This is a genomic window from Pseudomonas sp. CFBP13508 (genome assembly GCF_005233515.1).
Taxonomy (GTDB): domain Bacteria; phylum Pseudomonadota; class Gammaproteobacteria; order Pseudomonadales; family Pseudomonadaceae; genus Aquipseudomonas; species Aquipseudomonas mercuritolerans.
Genome location: NZ_QFZZ01000001.1, coordinates 87,018 through 100,081 on the forward strand (window position 1 = coordinate 87,018; position 13,064 = coordinate 100,081).

Here is a 13,064-nt window from a genome sequence, read left to right on the forward strand (position 1 = left end):
CTCGATTAGTTCTTCTCCAAAGCAGGTTTTGCATGACGGCCCAAGCAATCGACAACCCGACAGCGCAGTCTGTCAAAGCATCCGCACCAGGCGAGCAACCGGCGTACTGGAGCGGTGTGTTCGCGATGACCCTATGCGTCTTCGCGCTGATCGCCTCCGAGTTCATGCCGGTCAGTCTTCTCACGCCAATGGCTACGGACTTGCACATCAGTGAAGGCCTGGCCGGCTACGGCATCGCCATCTCCGGCGCGTTCGCGGTGCTGACCAGCCTGACGATCACCAGGCTCGCCGGCTCGATGGATCGCAAGCGCCTGTTGCTGCTGTTGACGGCGCTGATGTGCGCGTCCGGGCTGGTGGTCGGCCTGGCGCCCAACTACACGGTATACATGATCGGTCGCGCATTGATCGGCGTGGTAATCGGTGGCTTCTGGTCGATGTCGGCGGCGTTGGCCATGCGTCTGGTACCCTCCGCCAGCGTGCCCAAGGCGCTGGCAGTTTTTAACGGCGGCAACGCATTGGCGACCGTCGTGGCGGCGCCGTTGGGCAGTTATCTGGGCAGCGTGATTGGCTGGCGCGGGGCGTTTTTCTGCCTGATACCGGTAGCGCTGATTGCACTGCTCTGGCAATGGATCAGCTTGCCCGCGCTGCCGGCCGCGCCGCGCAAAGCCAGCGCAGCCAATGTTTTTGCGTTGTTCAAAAGCCGCCGGGTGGCGTTGGGCATGCTCGGCGCAGGCCTGTTCTTCATGGGCCAGTTTGTTCTATTCACCTACCTGCGACCGTTTCTGGAGACCGTGACCCGGGTCGACGTTTCGATGCTGTCGATGATTTTGCTGGTCATCGGTGTGGCCGGGTTTATCGGCACCGTGGTCATCGGTTCGGTGTTGAAGAAGGGGCTGTATCGCGTAGTGATCGCCATCCCGCTGTTGATGGCGATGATCGCCGTGGCGCTCATAGGAATGGGCAGTTCAGTAGTGGCGACGTTCCTGTTGCTGGGCTTGTGGGGATTGATCGCCACGGCGGCGCCGGTGGGCTGGTGGTCTTGGTTGGCGCGCACGCTGCCCGACGATGCCGAGGCGGGCGGTGGGCTGATGGTGGCGGTGGTGCAGTTGTCGATTGCCTCGGGGTCTACCGTCGGTGGTCTGCTGTTCGACGGCAGCGGCTATCGGCTGACGTTTTTCGCCAGCGCGGCATTGCTCGTGCTAGCGGCGCTGATGACATGGCTGACGTCGCGGCAGTCGGCCTGAATCAGCTTTCGGTGTTTTCGGCCGCCGCCTGCGCCGCTTCGGCTTCCAGCTTAAGGCGGTCGGCCTTGCAGATGTATTTGGGCTTTTTCGGCGCCAGTTTGGCGTTGGCCTTCTTGGCTTTTTCCTTGAACAACTGCTGCAGCTTCTTTTGGCGATTCATGATTTTTCGATCGGGGGTGGAGAGGGTGGGAATCCTGACGCAAGGCCGAGTGGTCAGCAAGAAGAAATCCACTAAGCTGAGCACATTCGCCCATACTCTAGAGCATCCCCCAACCGAAGGAATCGCACATGAGAAAAGCTCGCAGATTGATTACCGCGTTGTCTTGCCTCGCGCTGGTAATCGGCAGCACGACCGCACTGGCCGACCCCGGCAATGGCAAGGGGCAGGGTGGCCAGGGCGGCCAGGGCAACGGCAAGGGCAAACCGCAGAACCTGCAGGATCACGGCAAACAGGGCGGGGGCGGCCAGGGCAATGGCAACAAGGGCCAGCAATCCTCTGGCAATCGCGGCGGTGGTCCGAGTGTTGATCGCAGCAATATTCTCGGCATCATCGATGGTTATCGCGGGCAATACTGGAATCCGGGGCCGCCGCTGCCGCCGGGCATTCAAAAGAATCTGGCGCGGGGCAAGCCTTTGCCCCCGGGTATCGCCAAGAAGCTGGACGGGCGCATGCTCGGGCATTTGCCTCACTATGACGGCTACGAATGGCAACAGGTGGGTACCGACCTGATCCTTGTTGCGCTGGCCACCGGGCTGATCTACGAGGTGCTCAACGGCGCGTTCGATTGATTGTTGAAAGAGGAGCGGCAGCACGTGCCGCTCCTTTTTTATGCGTGCATAACTGCATCAGGTGCATCAATGAACTGCATTGAGGCTGGGTTGTTCGTTGAGTGATGTGCTTTCAGACTGAGCTCAACGCTTAACGAATGAATGGAGATGATCATGGCCAACGCAATCCGCTTCACCGAAACGGGCGCACCGGATGTCCTGCAATTGCGCACTGTCAGCGAACAGGCCCCCGGGTCCGGCGAGGTCTGGCTGGAGCAAGAGGCGGTGGGCGTCAATTACCTCGATGTCAGCCAGCGCAAAGGTGCAGTGCCCGTGGCGTTGCCATCGGGGCTGGGTCTGGAAGGCGCGGGTCGGGTGGCGGCGGTCGGTGCCGGTGTGAGCAATGTCCGCGTCGGTGATCGAGTCGCTTATGCCACAGGTCCCTTGGGCGGTTACGCCTCGGCGCGGCTGTTTCCGGCAGAGCGTCTGGTGAAGATTCCCGAAGAGTTGTCGTTCGAAGACGCGGCGGCGGTGTTGTTCAAAGGCATCACCGCACAGTATCTGCTGAAGGCGACTTACCCGGTCGGGCCGGGCACGACGATGCTGCTTTACGGTGTCGCGGGTGGTCTGGGGGAAATCATGGTGCCGTGGGCCAAACACCTTGGCGCAACAGTCATCGGTGTGGTGTCGAAGCAGGCCAGTGTCGACAAGGCTCGCGCGTCCGGTTGTGACGAAGTGCTGGTGTTCGATGCCGAGACTCTTGCCGCCGATGTGGTGCGTATCACTGAGGGGCGCAAGGTCGATGTGGTGTATGACCCGATTGGTCGGGTGTCTTTTCAGGCCTCGCTGGACAGCTTGCGCCCACGCGGATTGATGGTCTCGTTCGGCGCGCAGGCCGGCGCGCCGGCGGCGGTGGAAATGGCCACGCTGAACGCCAAGGGCTCGCTGTTTCTGACCCGTCCATCGCTGGCCGCGCACACCGCCACGACAGCCGAATACCAGGAGCGCGCACAAGATGTGCTGGCCGCTGTTGCCGCCGGTATCATCACGCCGCAAATCCGCGCGCGTTATTCATTGGCTGACGCGGCACAAGCGCACGCCGATCTTGAATCGGGCCGATCATCAGGGGCGATCATTTTAAAACCATGAATCTGGATGTTCTGAGCAACCCGCACAGCGATGAAATCGCTGCTTTCCTGGCCGTCGCTGCGCAAGGCTCGTTTGTCGCGGCGGGGCGTTTGTTGCAGCGTCATCCGACCATCGTTTCCAAGCGCCTCGCGGCGATGGAGAAGCGACTCGGCGTGCGGCTGGTGGAGCGCTCGACGCGACACGTGCGTATCACCGAGGCTGGTCTGCAACTCGAACAGCGCCTGCGCGCGGCCGTCGAGTTGATGAACGAGGCGCAGCAACAAGCGGTGCAGGGCGCCAGCGAAGTGCGCGGCACCTTGCGCCTGGCCTTGCCGGCGGCGATGGGGCGTTTGTGGCTGGGGCCGCTGTTGCCGGAATTTCTCAAGGCCCATCCGCACGTCTCGCTGGTGGCCGATTACAGCGAAGGCCTGGTCGACATCATCGAGCAGGGCTTCGACGCGGCCATTCGCATCGGCGAGCTTGATGACAACCGGCTGATTGCAAAAAAGCTCAGTGACCATCGACGGATTCTCTGCGCGTCGCCGGCCTACATAGAGGCGCACGGCATGCCGCAAACCCCGCAGGACCTGCTGCAACACAATTGCCTGCGCTTCAGCGGGCTGGCGTCGTTCCCGCTGTGGCGCCTGCATCGCGGCAACGAAGTGCAGACCATTACGCCACACGGCAACCTGACCGCCAGCGACAGCGAATCCCTGCTCGCCGCCGCCCGTGCCGACGCCGGCATACTCGGTGCCGGCGACTGGCTGATGAGCCGCGACCTGGCGGCGGGGAGATTGATTCACGTGCTGCCCGACTGGCAGCTGGATTCGGCGGGCGGCGTCTATCTGATCAGACCGTCTTCGCGGTTTCCGGCGGCGGCGGTGGTGGCGTTCAAGGAGTGGATCGAAGCGAAATTCGAGACCGGGCCACCTTGGGCCCTCTGAGTCCAGTCTGCATCAAGACTGACTCTGACCCTGTGGGAGCGAGCCTGCTCGCGAAAGCGCAGTGTCAGTCATAGAGGGTCTGGCTGACCTGACGCCTTCGCGAGCAGGCTCGCTCCCACAGGTTTCGTGGCTTGCTCAGGAATTGCCGAACATACGTATATCCAATGTGGGAGCGAGGGCAAGTTTGAGCGCACAAAAAAGCCCGGCATTGCTGCCGNGCCTTCGCGAGCAGGCTCGCTCCCACAGGTTTCGTGGCTTGCTCAGAAGCTCCCGAACGCCCAAATATCCAATGTGAGAGCGAGGGCAAGTTTGAGCGCACAAAAAAGCCCGGCATTGCTGCCGGGCTTCGGTGTCTTCAGCGCTTTACGCAGCGATCTTGTTGGCTGCCATTTCCTTTTTGTGGCTTGCCTTCATGGCTTCCATTTGCGCACCCAGCTCCTCGAGCTTGGCTTTGCCCAGCAGCTTCTGCGCTTTGGGGAACATTTCCTGTTCTTCCTCTTCGATGTGGTGCTCCAGCAGCTCCTTGACCACTTTGACCCGACCGGCAAATTCCGGGGTGCCTGGATCGGTTTCTTTCAGATCAGGCAGTACCAGTGAGTCCACGGTGCGGTGCTCTTCCTTGGCCTCGTAGTACATGATGTCTTCTTCCTTGCTGCCGGCTTCCTTGAACGCAGGATAGAGAATCTCTTCTTCCAGGCGGGTATGGATGGTGATTTCCATTTCCAGTTTGCCCAGCAACTCGACGCGTTTTTTCAGTGCGCGGTCGGTGGACTCACTCAGTTGGCTGAGGATGGCTTTGACTTTTTCATGGTCGGCTTTGAGAAGGTCGATGGCATTCATTTTTGAGGCCTCTGCTTTTCACGGATTGAACACAGCGTTCTTTTTTTCGCGCTGCTGTGTATTCAGGAAGAGGCTATCGCAGGAGTCGTGCCAACTCGCTGATCGAGCGCAACCCTTCTAAATCAAGGGCTGGCATCGAAGCAGGCACAATGCTTTCGTGCAGCCTGCAAGAAATCCGCGCAACGGGCATTGCATATAACAAGCCCGGCAAAAGCCGGGCTGAGGGTGATGCTTGAGACGGGCCGGCGTCGTTGCTTAACGGCTGGCCTGGGAAGGTGAGCCGCGACCGATATGCTTGGGCCCCGCCAACGCCCAGGCGATCAGGCCGAACAGCGGCACGAACACGATCAGCACGATCCACACGCCTTTATTGCTCGATTTCCCCTCGCTTTTACGCACCCGATTGATGGCCCAAAGCTCGATCAGCACGAGAATGACCGCCAATACGATCCACACGGTTTCGATTTGCATAGGCTTAACTCCTGATGGTCTGTGCGTTAGGCGACGAGAGGGGCGTTGGGTTCATTCTTTTTGCCCGGGACAAGCGGACGCAGTGATACCCGGTTGCAAAATAGATGTCTGGTCGCCGCTGCGCCCTATATCCTCTGCGCCACACGTTTGGGCTGGAACAGGGACAGGGCAATGGCATTCAGGGTGATGGTCGTCGGTGGTTACGGCAATTTCGGCAGTATCGTTTGTCGGCATCTGGCGCAGATGCCAGGGATTGAACTGCTGCTGTCGGGCCGCGATGCGCACAAGTTGCAGCGCAAGGTTGACGAGCTGCAAACGCAGTCGGGCCGAGCTTGCGAAGGGTGGTGCGGTGATGCGACAGGCGCGGATTTTCAAGCAGCGCTGCGCGAGCTGAATATCCAGTTAGTGGTGCACACTGGCGGGCCGTTTCAGGGGCAATCCTACGCAGTTGCTGAAAGCTGCATCAGCGCCGGGGTCAATTACTGCGATCTGGCTGACTGCCGCACCTTCGTCAACGGCATTGATGTGCTCGACGCCCGCGCCAGGGAGGCTGGTGTGGCCGTGCTCAGCGGTTGCAGTTCGGTGCCGACCTTGTCTTCGGCGATCATCGATCAGCAGCGCTCACGCTTTGCGCGAATCGACTCGATCGAGCATGGCATTTCTTCCTCGGCAAAAATGCCGGGGCTGTCCACGGTCGAAGGCGTGCTCGCTTATGCCGGCAAGCCGATCAGGCAGTTACAGAATGGCCAGGTTCACGAAGTATTGGGCTGGCTCGACCTGACCCTGCGCAGCATGCCGCAACTGGGCAAGCGGGTGCTGGCCAATGTCGATGTGCCGGACATGGATATTTTCGCGCGTCGCTATGGCGCACAGACGCTGCGCTTCAAGGCTGGCGCCGGCCTGAAGCTCGGCGGTGTCGCCAATGCTTTGCTGGCGCAAGCCTTGCGCTTCGGTCTGGTGCGCGATCACGTACGCTGGGCGGCACGTCTGCATCGCTTGGGCACGTGGTTCGAACGCTTCGGTGATGGCAAAAGCGCGATGTACATCGATGTTCAAGGCATCGGAGTCGACGGCCAGCCGCTGAGCATGACCGCGCAACTCACAGCGCTGAATGACAAAGGCCCGGAAATCCCCAGCTGCGCCGCCGTCGCTCTCGCCAGCAAAATAGCCCGGGGTTACACGCCGCAATCTGGGGCGCGGCCGTGCGTGGGCGAAATCAGCGTTGAGGAATACCTGGCGGCGATCAACGATCCCGCCAACCTGAGCCTGTCGGTTCAGTTCGCCGAAGGGCAGCGTTGAGATGCTCTATCTCTGCCTGAAGTACCTGCACGTCATTGCGGCGATTTTCCTCTTTGGTTTCGGCATGGGCTCCTACCTCTACCTGATCGCCGCCAGCCGCAGCGGCAACCCGCAAGTGATCGCCCATGTCGCACGAATGGTGGTGCGCTTTGATACGTGGATCACCACGCCGGCCGGGTTTGTGCAGGTCATTACCGGCTATCTGCTGATGCGTCTCTCGGGGCTTGCGATGAGCACCGAATGGCTGCTGACTTCGTTGATCATTTTCTTCTGTGTCGGCGCGTTGTGGCTGCCGGTGCTGGTATTGCAGAAGCGTTTGCAGAGCATGGCGCTGAGCGCGGGCGAAGGTAGCCTGCCTCTGGATGATCGCTACGCGAGCACTTACCGCTGGTGGTTCTGGATGGGCGTCGCCGGGTTTGCCGGAATGTCTGTCATCGTGCTGATGATGGTGACGAAGATGACGCCGCTGCAACTGATCGGGTCAGCCGTGGGCCTTTAGAAAACGGCTTTCATGATCCGCTGTCGGGAGCAGGCAAGTGTCGTACTTGCCGAACAGCCGATAGCGGTTCAGCGCGATTCGGTCGTAAGCCCAGTCGCGCAGACGACGCGGGAAGATGCGCAGCAGTTTCAGCGGCTGCCAGCGCATTGGCAGTTGCCCGACCACTTCAAGGAATGCATCTGATCGCTCCCAATAATTGCGGTCGCGAATCACCGCCATGGTGTCGAACTCGTCCAGCGGCAAACCTGCCCACGCCAGCAAGGCCTGGCCCTCGGGCGATTGCACGGTCGCCAGACGCACATGGCGCTGACGGTCATGGCGAATCAGAAAACGAGCCCAGCCATTGCACAGTTTGCACACGCCGTCGAACAGCACCACGGTTTCGCCGGGCTTGAGCAATGGCGCGGAGGTGGGGCGGGTTTTCATGGCAGGCATCGGCGGATGTCCTTGGCGGCGGTTGTCGCGATCATAACCTCGATCATCGGTCTATAAGAATGGATCGCGCCGGTATTGCCCCGGCGATATTCCGTGCACGCGGCGGAATGCAGCGCCAAACGCCGCGTCGGACAGATAGCCCAGTGACGCGGCGACAGTGGCCACAGTGTCCCGACCATTGCGCAAGCGGAACGCGGCCACGCGCATCCGCCAGCGCGTGGCGTACTCGACCGGCGCTACACCCATGCAAGTTTTGAATAACGCAGCGAAACCCGAACGCGACATGCAGGCAATCTCGGCCATTTGCGTCAGTCGCCAGGCCTTTTCCGGAGCAGCGTGAACGGCGCGCAACACGCCGGCAATCGCCGGTTCCCGCAGTCCGCCCAGCCAGGCCAGTTGTTCGGCATCCGCGCTGGTGATGTGATGGCGCAGCGCATGGATGAAGATCAGCCGCAGCAGGTCGTTGCACATCGCCTGCGAGCCAGGCTGATGCGACGGCCACTCGCGCCCCAGTTCATCCAGCAGCCAGCCGAACGACGAAGCGCCTGCGGTTTCGGCACGAATGATCAGTGAGGTCGGCAGCACGTCGAGCAGTTCAGTTGCGCCAGGTCCCGACAGCGACACGCTGCCGCCCAGCAACTCGACTTCCTCGCCGACGCCAAAGGTCGCCGAGGCTTCGTCATGGGCGAAAACATCCGCTGCATTCACCGCCTCGATGTCGGGGCCGCTGGCCAGAATGAACGGCGTGCGCGATACCACAAAACAGTCACCGGCCTGCAACAGGCGCGCCGGCATGCCTTGCATGCGCAGCCAGCATTCGCCTCGTCGCACAACGTTGAATTTCAGTTCGATGGGTTGAAAGCGTAGCGCCCAGACACCGCCCGCCTGCAAGCGAACCGAGCAGGCAGCTTGCAACTCGGAGAGCGCCAACACGGCAGAGAGTGGATCGCCAGCAGGATTTTGGATGATCACGACAGAAACCTGGATTTATCAGACTGGTTCGTCCCGAGAGCTTAGCCAAGAATAAAGGCCTTCGATAGCTCACTCAGGATTACGCCCATGGCTACGCTCCAACAACCTGTGCAATCACCGTTCAACGCCGCCAGCACAGCGGCTGAAGTCATGGCGGGCATCGATCTGCGCGGGCAACTCGCTGTGGTCACCGGCGGCTATTCCGGGTTGGGTCTGCTGACGGCGAAAAGCCTCGCTGCGGCAGGGGCGCAGGTCATTGTGCCGGCCAGAGATACGGAGCGGGCAGAGGTGGCATTGGCCGGTGTTGACGGCGTCCGCGTGCTGCCCATGGACCTCATGCAGGCTGAATCGGTGGCGGCGTTCAGCCAAAGCGTGGTCAGCGCGGGGCAGCCAGTGTCCTTGCTGATCAACTGCGCCGGAATCATGGCCGCGCCGTTGCTGCGCGATGCCGATGGACATGAAAGCCAGTTCGCGACCAATCATCTTGGACATTACCGCCTGACCTGCGGGCTCTGGCCTGCGCTGGTCAGGGCGGGACAGGCGCGGGTGCTGTCGGTGTCCTCGCGCGGGCATCAGATTGCCGGGGTGGATTTTGACGACATCGATTTTTTACAGCGGCCGTATGACAAATGGGTTGCGTATGGCCAATCGAAAACGGCGAATGCCTTGTTTGCCATCGCACTCGATCAGCGTGGACGGCGCCATGGCGTTCGCGCGTTCTCGTTGCATCCGGGGCAGATTCTCACGGATCTGGCGCGGCACTTGAGCGCGGCGGAACTCGCTGCATTCGATGCGCTGGACGAACAGGGCCAGCCACGGCTGGATGCCCACAACGGGCTGAAAACGCTGGAGCAGGGCGCGGCGACGGGGTTGTGGTGCGCGACCAGTGCGGTGCTGGCGGATCTGGGGGGTGTGTATTGCGAAGACTGTAACGTTGCGCTGATCAATGAACCGGAAGCAGGCCGCAAGGGTGTTGCGAAATGGGCGGCGGATGCTGAGCTGGCTGAGCGACTCTGGGCGGTTTCGGAGCTATGGACAGGGCTCACGGTGGCATGAATCGAGTCAAAGGCCAAAAGCCCCTCACCCTAACCCTCTCCCGGAGGGAGAGGGGACTGACCGAGGTGTTTAGTAGAAATTCGCCGACCTGAAATACCGAGCCGAACTCAGTTCTTGAACAGCACCCAAATCGGCTCTCACCTTCTCCTCGGAGGGAGAGGGGACCGACCGAGTGGTTTAGCAGAGAAACGTCGACCTGAAATACCGGGTCGAACTCAGGTTTTGAACAGCACCCAAATCGGCTCTCACCTTCTCCTCGGAGGGAGAGGGGACCGACCGAGTGGTTTAGCAGAGAAACGTCGACCTGAAATACCGAGTCGAACTCAGTTCTAGAACAGCACCCGAATCGGCTCCCTCTCCCTCGGGAGAGGGCTGGGCGGGCGGCGTTCCGATGAGGGGCTGCCGCGCCGCCGGAATCAAGTCGACCCCAAAAATTGCTCGTCACGCCCGTGCACCGCCTTCGCGCTTCACCCCAAGACAAAACATCTTCCGATAGTCCGACGGCGAAGTTCCCAAGTGCGCTGCAAACTGCTGCCGCAACGACAGCGGCGTACCAAACCCGGCCTCTCCGGCGATGCACTCAACCGGTAAATCCGTGGTCTCCAGTAACGCCTGCGCTTTGATCACACGCTCGGCGTTAAGCCATTTGAATACCGTCGTTCCGGTGGTTTCTTTGAAGCGCCGGGTAAAAGTGCGGCGACTCATTCGGGCTTTCTCCGCCAACAGGTCCAGCGACAGATTTTCACCCAGATGCATGCGCGCCCAATCCAGAACTTCAGCCAGATGCGTTTCGCTTGAGAGCTGTGGCACCGGGTGCTCGACGTATTGCGCCTGGCCGCCTTGCCGGTGCGGTGGCGTGACCAGCATTTTCGCCGTGTGATTGGCCACGTCAGCCCCGAACCGCTGGCGCACCAGATGCAGACAACAGTCGATGGCCGCTACGGTGCCCGCTGAGGTCATCAGATTGTCGTCGGTGACATACAACACCTCGGGGCGAAAGCGAACCTTGGGAAAGCGTTGGGCAAACTCGTCGCGCGCCGCCCAGTGCGTCGTGGCTTCCTTGCCATCAAGCAACCCGGCATCGCCCAGCACAAACGCGCCCAGGCATAAACCGACGATCAATTTGCCTTCGGCGTGGGCATTCTGCAGCGCCTGTACAAGCGCTGCCGAAGCAGTGATCGATTGATCACCCCATGCCGGAATGATGATGACGTCGGACGCCGCCATCAATTCCAGGCCATGAGCGACCGCCAGGCCGATGCCTTGGTCACTGGCGACCATGCCGGGTACTTCCGCGCAGTAATTGATCTGGTAACGAGGCTCAATCGACGCTGGATTCGCCGTCGCCAGGACGATGCCCGGCACCGACAGGTGGAACAGGCTGACGCCGTCGAACGCCAGAACAGCAACGCGAATGGGGGACATAAAACAAATCTCGGTTGCACACTATCGGGTTGGCCCGATTATATCGATATATGTCTTTCAGGCCACTGTTGGCTGCGCCAGGCTTCAGCAAAAATGGACCCATTCATAAATAACAGGATGATTCCGATGACACTCAAGACTCTACCGTTTGCCCTGAGCATTGCTTGCGCCGCTGCTACCGCACCGGCCTTCGCAGAGACAGAAACGCGGGCAAACCCTGAAGCTGCACACAAGCTGAATCTGCAGCAAGTGCGTAATGCCACGGTGAAGATCACCTACGGCGACACGACCTTTCTGATCGATCCGATGCTGGCGAAAAAGGGCGCGTACCCAGGGTTCGAAAATACCTACCGCAGCAACCTGCGTAACCCGCTGGTCGACCTGACTGAGTCCCCGGAGCAGGTGATTGCGGGCGTCGATGCCGTTATCGTCACGCATACGCACCTGGACCACTGGGATGACGCGGCACAGAAAGCGCTGCCCAAAGACATCCCTCTGTTCGCCCAGCATGAAGAAGATGCGCAACTGATCCGCTCGCAAGGCTTCAAGAACGTGCGCGTGCTGACGAACGAGGCTGAGTTCGGCGGCGTGAAGATCAGCAAAACCGGCGGCCAGCACGGCACTGACGAAATGTATGCCGTGCCGGCCCTCGCCAAACCGCTGGGCGAAGCCATGGGCGTGGTGTTCCAGGCGCCCGGCTACAAAACACTCTATCTCGCCGGCGATACCATCTGGCGCCCGGAAGTCGATCAGGCCATCGAGAAATTCCAGCCTGAGGTGATTGTGCTTAACGCCGGCAAAGCGAAAATGAGCGGTTACGAAGGCTCGATCATCATGGGCGAGGAAGATGTACTGCGAGCGACGCAGGTAGCGAAAGACGCAAAAATCGTCGCCGTGCACATGGACGCGATCAACCACATGTCGCTGACCCGTGACGAGCTGCGCAGCTATGTGCAAAAGCACGGCATCGACAGCCGCGTGGATATCCCGGCTGACGGTGCTGCGTTGCAGTTCTGATTGATTCAGGCCTGCCTGGGCGTGTCGCCGACGCGCCCAGGCTCAAGAGGCTGACTGGCATATCACTCCCCCAGCTTCGCCCAGAATTCCTCGGCCGAAGGGCTGATCGGTGCCGTCGGGCGAGTCAGGTGGATTTCCAGTGGAATATCCCAACTTTCATCCAGTGCCCTGACCAGACGCCCGTCAGCCATTTCCTGTTCCGTCAGGCTTTTCGGCAGCCAGGCGACGCCTTTGCTTTCCAGCGCCATCGACATCAGCACTGCGGCCAAGTGGCTGCTGAACAGCGGTTTCAGGTGCAGATAATCAGCCTTGCCATGCAACCTGTGGGCGACGATCCGGCCCAGGCCGGATTCGTGGGTGTAGGCCAGATAGGGCAGGGTTTCAGGCGACGTGCCGAACTGGGCTGAAGCACTCGCCAGCGGCACAAGTACGTCCTCGCCGACCTTCTTGCCAATGAACTGATCAGGCGCCAGTAATGGCGGAACGTCGGGGTGGCGATGGCATAGCAGGAACTGCACCTGGCCATGAATCAGCATCTGTTCGCACACGGCCATGCTGTCGGAATGCAGGCGAACCGCATCGATCGGCGCGCCACTTTCGGCGCTGCGCAACCAGCGTGGGAAGAAGGTGAATGACAGCGAATGAGTGGCAGCAAACTGCAAGGTTTTCGCCGCCATGCCAGCCACTTCCTGGGCCTCGGAGCGCATGCGGTAAAGGCGTCTGGCCGCTTCCTGGGCGCTGGGCAAAATCTGCCTGCCGGCCTCGGTCAACGTCGCACCTTGCGGGGTGCGCACGAACAATTCCACACCCATCCAGTTCTCCAGCGAGCGCACTCGGCGACTGAACGCCGGCTGCGTCACATGGCGCGCTTCGGCGGCCCGGACAAAGCTGCCGTACTCGGCCAGTGCTGAAAAATCCTCAAGCCAAACCAGTTCCAAGGGCAATGCCTCCTGTGCATAGGGCGCG

General features: G+C 60.8%; 15 protein-coding genes. 8 read left to right on the plus strand and 7 right to left on the minus strand.

Annotation, left to right across the window (positions count from 1 at the left end):
- Positions 1 to 125 precede the first annotated feature (125 nt).
- Entirely contained in the window at positions 126 to 1,244 is a 1,119-nt protein-coding gene (locus PspCFBP13508_RS00465) for an MFS transporter (protein ID WP_241669495.1), read from the plus strand.
- A gap of 1 nt (position 1,245) precedes the next feature.
- Here PspCFBP13508_RS00465 and PspCFBP13508_RS00470 read toward each other — a convergent pair whose 3' ends face one another.
- Positions 1,246 to 1,404 (minus strand): DUF2986 domain-containing protein, encoded by a 159-nt coding sequence (locus tag PspCFBP13508_RS00470; RefSeq protein WP_110645778.1) that lies wholly within the window; start codon positions 1,402 to 1,404, stop codon positions 1,246 to 1,248.
- Between the two features lie 128 nt (positions 1,405 to 1,532).
- Here PspCFBP13508_RS00470 and PspCFBP13508_RS00475 point away from each other — a divergent pair, with 128 nt between their 5' ends.
- The 3 genes from PspCFBP13508_RS00475 (at position 1,533) to PspCFBP13508_RS00485 (ending at position 4,084) form a co-directional block, all read left to right on the plus strand.
- On the plus strand, positions 1,533 to 2,033 hold the full coding sequence (locus tag PspCFBP13508_RS00475) for an anti-virulence regulator CigR family protein (RefSeq protein WP_137213304.1): 501 nt from the start codon (positions 1,533 to 1,535) through the stop codon (positions 2,031 to 2,033).
- Positions 2,034 to 2,186: 153 nt separating this feature from the next.
- Entirely contained in the window at positions 2,187 to 3,161 is a 975-nt protein-coding gene (locus PspCFBP13508_RS00480; protein WP_130911233.1) for a quinone oxidoreductase, read from the plus strand.
- The gene (locus PspCFBP13508_RS00485; protein ID WP_137213306.1) at positions 3,158 to 4,084 is read left to right on the plus strand and encodes a LysR family transcriptional regulator; all 927 of its coding nucleotides are present in this window, start codon (positions 3,158 to 3,160) and stop codon (positions 4,082 to 4,084) included. The genes PspCFBP13508_RS00480 and PspCFBP13508_RS00485 overlap by 4 nt, the downstream gene beginning before the upstream one ends.
- A gap of 363 nt (positions 4,085 to 4,447) precedes the next feature.
- Here PspCFBP13508_RS00485 and PspCFBP13508_RS00490 read toward each other — a convergent pair whose 3' ends face one another.
- Together PspCFBP13508_RS00490 and PspCFBP13508_RS00495 are read right to left on the minus strand one after the other, a co-directional pair.
- A complete protein-coding gene (locus PspCFBP13508_RS00490; protein WP_024012575.1) occupies positions 4,448 to 4,924 on the minus strand; it encodes a hemerythrin domain-containing protein in 477 nt (158 codons plus the stop codon).
- A gap of 255 nt (positions 4,925 to 5,179) precedes the next feature.
- Positions 5,180 to 5,395 (minus strand): PLD nuclease N-terminal domain-containing protein, encoded by a 216-nt coding sequence (locus PspCFBP13508_RS00495; protein ID WP_016774306.1) that lies wholly within the window; start codon positions 5,393 to 5,395, stop codon positions 5,180 to 5,182.
- A gap of 171 nt (positions 5,396 to 5,566) precedes the next feature.
- Between PspCFBP13508_RS00495 and PspCFBP13508_RS00500 the strand changes: the two genes are divergently transcribed.
- Positions 5,567 to 6,694 carry a saccharopine dehydrogenase NADP-binding domain-containing protein gene (locus PspCFBP13508_RS00500; RefSeq protein ID WP_137213308.1) on the plus strand — a complete coding sequence of 376 codons (1,128 nt, stop codon included), beginning with the start codon at positions 5,567 to 5,569 and terminating at the stop codon, positions 6,692 to 6,694.
- A 1-nt stretch (position 6,695) separates the two neighbouring features.
- Entirely contained in the window at positions 6,696 to 7,193 is a 498-nt protein-coding gene (locus tag PspCFBP13508_RS00505) for a DUF2269 domain-containing protein (protein ID WP_137213310.1), read from the plus strand.
- Here the strand turns inward: PspCFBP13508_RS00505 and PspCFBP13508_RS00510 are convergent.
- On the minus strand, positions 7,176 to 7,628 hold the full coding sequence (locus PspCFBP13508_RS00510; RefSeq protein ID WP_137213312.1) for a thiol-disulfide oxidoreductase DCC family protein: 453 nt from the start codon (positions 7,626 to 7,628) through the stop codon (positions 7,176 to 7,178). The genes PspCFBP13508_RS00505 and PspCFBP13508_RS00510 overlap by 18 nt on opposite strands.
- A 51-nt stretch (positions 7,629 to 7,679) precedes the next feature.
- Positions 7,680 to 8,600 carry an AraC family transcriptional regulator gene (locus tag PspCFBP13508_RS00515; RefSeq protein ID WP_241669476.1) on the minus strand — a complete coding sequence of 307 codons (921 nt, stop codon included), beginning with the start codon at positions 8,598 to 8,600 and terminating at the stop codon, positions 7,680 to 7,682.
- An 87-nt stretch (positions 8,601 to 8,687) separates the two neighbouring features.
- Here PspCFBP13508_RS00515 and PspCFBP13508_RS00520 point away from each other — a divergent pair, with 87 nt between their 5' ends.
- A complete protein-coding gene (locus PspCFBP13508_RS00520) occupies positions 8,688 to 9,656 on the plus strand; it encodes an oxidoreductase (protein WP_137213314.1) in 969 nt (322 codons plus the stop codon).
- 441 nt (positions 9,657 to 10,097) lie between these two features.
- Here the strand turns inward: PspCFBP13508_RS00520 and PspCFBP13508_RS00525 are convergent, their stop codons facing one another.
- On the minus strand, positions 10,098 to 11,081 hold the full coding sequence (locus PspCFBP13508_RS00525; RefSeq protein ID WP_137213316.1) for a helix-turn-helix domain-containing protein: 984 nt from the start codon (positions 11,079 to 11,081) through the stop codon (positions 10,098 to 10,100).
- 126 nt (positions 11,082 to 11,207) lie between these two features.
- Here PspCFBP13508_RS00525 and PspCFBP13508_RS00530 point away from each other — a divergent pair, with 126 nt between their 5' ends.
- Positions 11,208 to 12,098, plus strand: a complete 891-nt coding sequence (locus tag PspCFBP13508_RS00530) for an MBL fold metallo-hydrolase (RefSeq protein ID WP_137213318.1) — start codon at positions 11,208 to 11,210, stop codon at positions 12,096 to 12,098.
- A gap of 62 nt (positions 12,099 to 12,160) precedes the next feature.
- Here PspCFBP13508_RS00530 and PspCFBP13508_RS00535 read toward each other — a convergent pair whose 3' ends face one another.
- On the minus strand, positions 12,161 to 13,036 hold the full coding sequence (locus tag PspCFBP13508_RS00535) for a LysR family transcriptional regulator (RefSeq protein WP_024012581.1): 876 nt from the start codon (positions 13,034 to 13,036) through the stop codon (positions 12,161 to 12,163).
- Positions 13,037 to 13,064: the final 28 nt, after the last annotated feature.